This window comes from Waterburya agarophytonicola KI4 (assembly GCF_020640915.1).
Classification (GTDB): Bacteria; Cyanobacteriota; Cyanobacteriia; order Cyanobacteriales; family Xenococcaceae; genus Waterburya; species Waterburya agarophytonicola.
The window spans coordinates 1-3,221 of record NZ_JADWDC010000139.1 but is presented as its reverse complement, the minus strand read 5'-3'; the positions used below and the strand labels follow the sequence as shown (position 1 = coordinate 3,221).

The 3,221-nt window shown below is 37.9% G+C and carries 4 protein-coding genes and 1 pseudogene; 2 read left to right on the top strand and 3 right to left on the bottom strand.

Annotation, left to right across the window (positions count from 1 at the left end; genetic code table 11):
- Nucleotides 1-56 precede the first annotated feature (56 nt).
- A pseudogene (locus tag I4641_RS24405) lies at nucleotides 57-137 on the bottom strand (transposase); the annotation flags it as partial.
- 116 nt (nucleotides 138-253) lie between these two features.
- Complete coding sequence (locus I4641_RS23555) at nucleotides 254-1,231, bottom strand: ribose-phosphate pyrophosphokinase (protein ID WP_369426880.1); 978 nt, start codon at nucleotides 1,229-1,231, stop codon at nucleotides 254-256.
- Nucleotides 1,232-1,585: 354 nt separating this feature from the next.
- On the opposite strand from I4641_RS23555, the gene bioD reads away from it, so the two are divergent.
- Nucleotides 1,586-2,299, top strand: a complete 714-nt coding sequence (gene bioD / locus I4641_RS23550) for a dethiobiotin synthase (RefSeq protein ID WP_229643021.1) — start codon at nucleotides 1,586-1,588, stop codon at nucleotides 2,297-2,299.
- Between the two features lie 75 nt (nucleotides 2,300-2,374).
- Here bioD and rpsN read toward each other — a convergent pair whose 3' ends face one another.
- Complete coding sequence (gene rpsN / locus I4641_RS23545; protein WP_229643020.1) at nucleotides 2,375-2,677, bottom strand: 30S ribosomal protein S14; 303 nt, start codon at nucleotides 2,675-2,677, stop codon at nucleotides 2,375-2,377.
- A gap of 218 nt (nucleotides 2,678-2,895) precedes the next feature.
- On the opposite strand from rpsN, the gene I4641_RS23540 reads away from it, so the two are divergent.
- Nucleotides 2,896-3,201, top strand: coding sequence for a hypothetical protein (locus tag I4641_RS23540; protein WP_229643019.1), 306 nt, complete (start codon nucleotides 2,896-2,898; stop codon nucleotides 3,199-3,201).
- Nucleotides 3,202-3,221 lie beyond the last annotated feature (20 nt).

Genomic DNA, 3,221 nt, shown 5'->3' with positions numbered 1-3,221 from the left:
AAAAACCTAATTTTGCAATTTTTAACTCTGTCTGATGCTTAACCGAGAAGTATTGGCTTGTATTCAACCGAACGAGAATGCTTTTTGAACTTTGGAAATCCTTTTTTGCCTTTGATCTGCTTTTTACAATTATCAAAGACAAAAATTCATCTCACCGCTAAAATATTGGGCGCGTCTAACGATGTTAGACTTAAATCGCCCTCGTTTTTAGAGGGAGTCTTCTTTTTGCATTCGAGATAAGTAATAAATTTAATTAGCGAAACATACTGCTAACAGAACTAGCTTCGTGAATGCGCCAAATAGCTTCACCCAAAAGACCTGCAACTGATAATACTGTCAATTCCTCGAATTGTTTTGCTTCGGGAATGGGAATTGTATTAGTAATAATAACCTCTTTAAAAAGACCGCTAGATAGTCGAGAGACAGCAGGATCGGAAAAAACAGCATGGGTAGCACAGGCATAAATTTCTTTAGCACCTTCTTTTTTCAATAATTTCCCTCCCGCAACTAAAGTACCTGCCGTATCGATCATATCGTCTACTAAGACGGCAGTTTTACCCTCAACATCTCCAATGACATTCATCACCTCTGCTACATTGTGTGCTTGACGGCGTTTATCAATAATTGCTAAAGGTGCGTCATTAAGTTTCTTGGCAAATGCTCTCGCTCTGGCTACACCTCCAACATCAGGAGACACAACCACCAGATCGTCAAGATTTTTGGCTGATAAATAATTTAAAATAGCTGGAGAACCATACACATGGTCGGTGGGAATATCAAAATAACCTTGGATTTGCGCTGAGTGTAAATCCATCGCCAAGACTCTACTAGCTCCTGCTTCAGTAAGTAGATTAGCAACTAATTTAGCTGTAATAGACTCTCGACCAGCAGTTTTGCGATCGGCTCTGGCATAACCATAATAAGGAATTACCGGAGTAATTTGGCGTGCTGATGCTCGACGACAAGCATCGATCATAATCATCAACTCCATCAAGTTGTCATTTACTGGATTGCAGCACGGTTGAAGTAGATAAACATCTGCTCCACGAATTGATTCTTGGATTTGGATATAAATTTCCCCATCAGCAAAACGTTTGCGAATCATCGGGCCAAGATCCATTCCTAGATATCTTGCTACCTCTCTTGCAAGAGGAATATTAGCAGAACCAGAAAATAATCTAAGACGATTAGAGTCTGACAAGAAGGGTGTCTGCTCCATCAGCTGAGGCATTAAGGTAGTACTATGGCTCACGGTAAATATATTCAACTTATATTCAGGGCAATCTTATCATCACGAGGGACATTATCATACAGGGTCTTTTCTGATAGAAATTACCTGGTCAAAAGTTCCGCTTATCTAAAAAATTAAAAGCAAAAAATACAATAAAATTAAGCTTTTTTAGAGTTTCTGGACGTTTATTGTATATTCATATACTAAATCTTTCTGGGTACATTATATTTTTTTTGATATTTTTTAGCATCGGTACATCTTACTATAGGTATATTCAACTAGCTTTATTTCATTACTAATCTTGGTGTATTCAGAAAAAAAGTATAAAAAAATACCAGGACTATTTCAAAAAACATGACAACATTATTGATTGCAGGAACAGATACGGATGTTGGTAAAACTTTTGTCACGATCGCTTTGGCTGCTTATTGGCAAAATTATTCCTCGAATAAAAGTATAAATGCTCATCCTCTTTTAAGTATATTCAAGCTTATCCAAACTGGAACAGGAGATTTGGAATTATACAACCGTTTATTTACGGAAATATCATCAGTTGATGTTGTTGTTCCTCTTCGTTTAGAGACTCCTGTTGCCCCTCCCATTGCTGCCCAAAAAGAAGGTAAGACGATTGAATTGGGTAAAATTTGGCAGGAATTTTCGACCGTTACTCAAAAATCTGATTTAGTGTTGCTAGAAACTTTGGGAGGCTTGGGATCTCCCGTAACCAATGAATTAATTGTGGGAGATATTGCTGCTGACTGGCGTTTGCCAACGGTTTTAGTAGTTCCCGTAAAACTTGGCTCTATCTCCAATGCTGTAGCGAATATAGCTCTTGCTCGCAGTCTTAAAATAGATCTCAAAGGAATTATTCTTAATTACACTCATTCCGAAGCGATGGCGAGTATTGAAGATTTAACTCCACCCGATTTGATTCAGTCTCTAACTCAAGTTCCCATTCTCGGAACTTTACCCTACATTGAAGATCTAAAAGATTGGGGAAAATTGGGGAAAATTGTCGCCAATTGGGATATTGAGCTTATTTACCCAAAAGACAAAATTGCTATATAAATTAAGGATAAGGGGTTAGGGATAAATCAATTTCGCCTCTACCCCTCCTTATATATCAATGATATATTTGGCAGTCTACCAACTAGATTTAACTACACCAGGAAGTAAACCTTCGTGTGCCCATTCGCGCAGCACGTTACGAGACAAGCCAAAATCACGGTAATAACCCCTTGGTCTACCTGTTACCATACAACGATTGCGTCTGCGAGTAGCAGAGCTATCTCTAGGTAATCTTTGGATTTGACGACTAATCTGTAGCTTTTTAGCAGCAGAAGTAGCAGTACGTAACTGTTCTTTTAGTTCTGCTCTCTTATCAGCATATTTCTCAATTAAGCGAGCGCGTTTCTTTTCGCGCTCAACCATAGCTTTCTTTGCCATAAAATTTATTGGTATTAAAAATAAACACACAGTTTCTTAGTATAACTCGAACTCTGGAGCGATCAATACTTTTTTAAGTTCATCCCATCTGTAAATGAACAAAGATTCGATTTATTGATAGTTAATTGTTAAATATCGATCGCCTATTAGTGAAATTTTCGACTACTTCGTTTTTTCAGACTTTCCGACTGTAAAGGAAATAACTTCTACCAAAACTGTTGAGTAAAGACAGAAGGCGATCGCTTTTAGTTCCTGTTTACTTCAAAATGAGAATTGCTGGGGAGTTTAATTCTTCAGGGGAAATCGATATCATCGAAGATACGGCTTTAATTGATGATGATGCCACTATTGCTTGGATTGCACCTGGAACAGAGATTTACGAAAATAAAGTCACTGGTAAAATCTACGGCGATGTCGATGCAGACTATAACCTTGCAGCAGTCGATCAAGGTTATGTTGTCAGTGCTTCGGTGCGAATCAAAGATTTAGCCCTCTTTTGTCACTTTCCGAGGACTAAACTATAATAGAAAAATTCGTTGATAGC

Bases quoted from the DNA above. Each gene is read 5' to 3' on its own strand.
- I4641_RS23555 (WP_369426880.1), bottom strand. From the start codon at position 1,231: ATGCCTCAGCTGATGGAGCAGACACCCTTCTTGTCAGACTCTAATCGT.
- bioD (WP_229643021.1), top strand. From the start codon at position 1,586: ATGACAACATTATTGATTGCAGGAACAGATACGGATGTTGGTAAAACT.
- rpsN (WP_229643020.1), bottom strand. From the start codon at position 2,677: ATGGCAAAGAAAGCTATGGTTGAGCGCGAAAAGAAACGCGCTCGCTTA.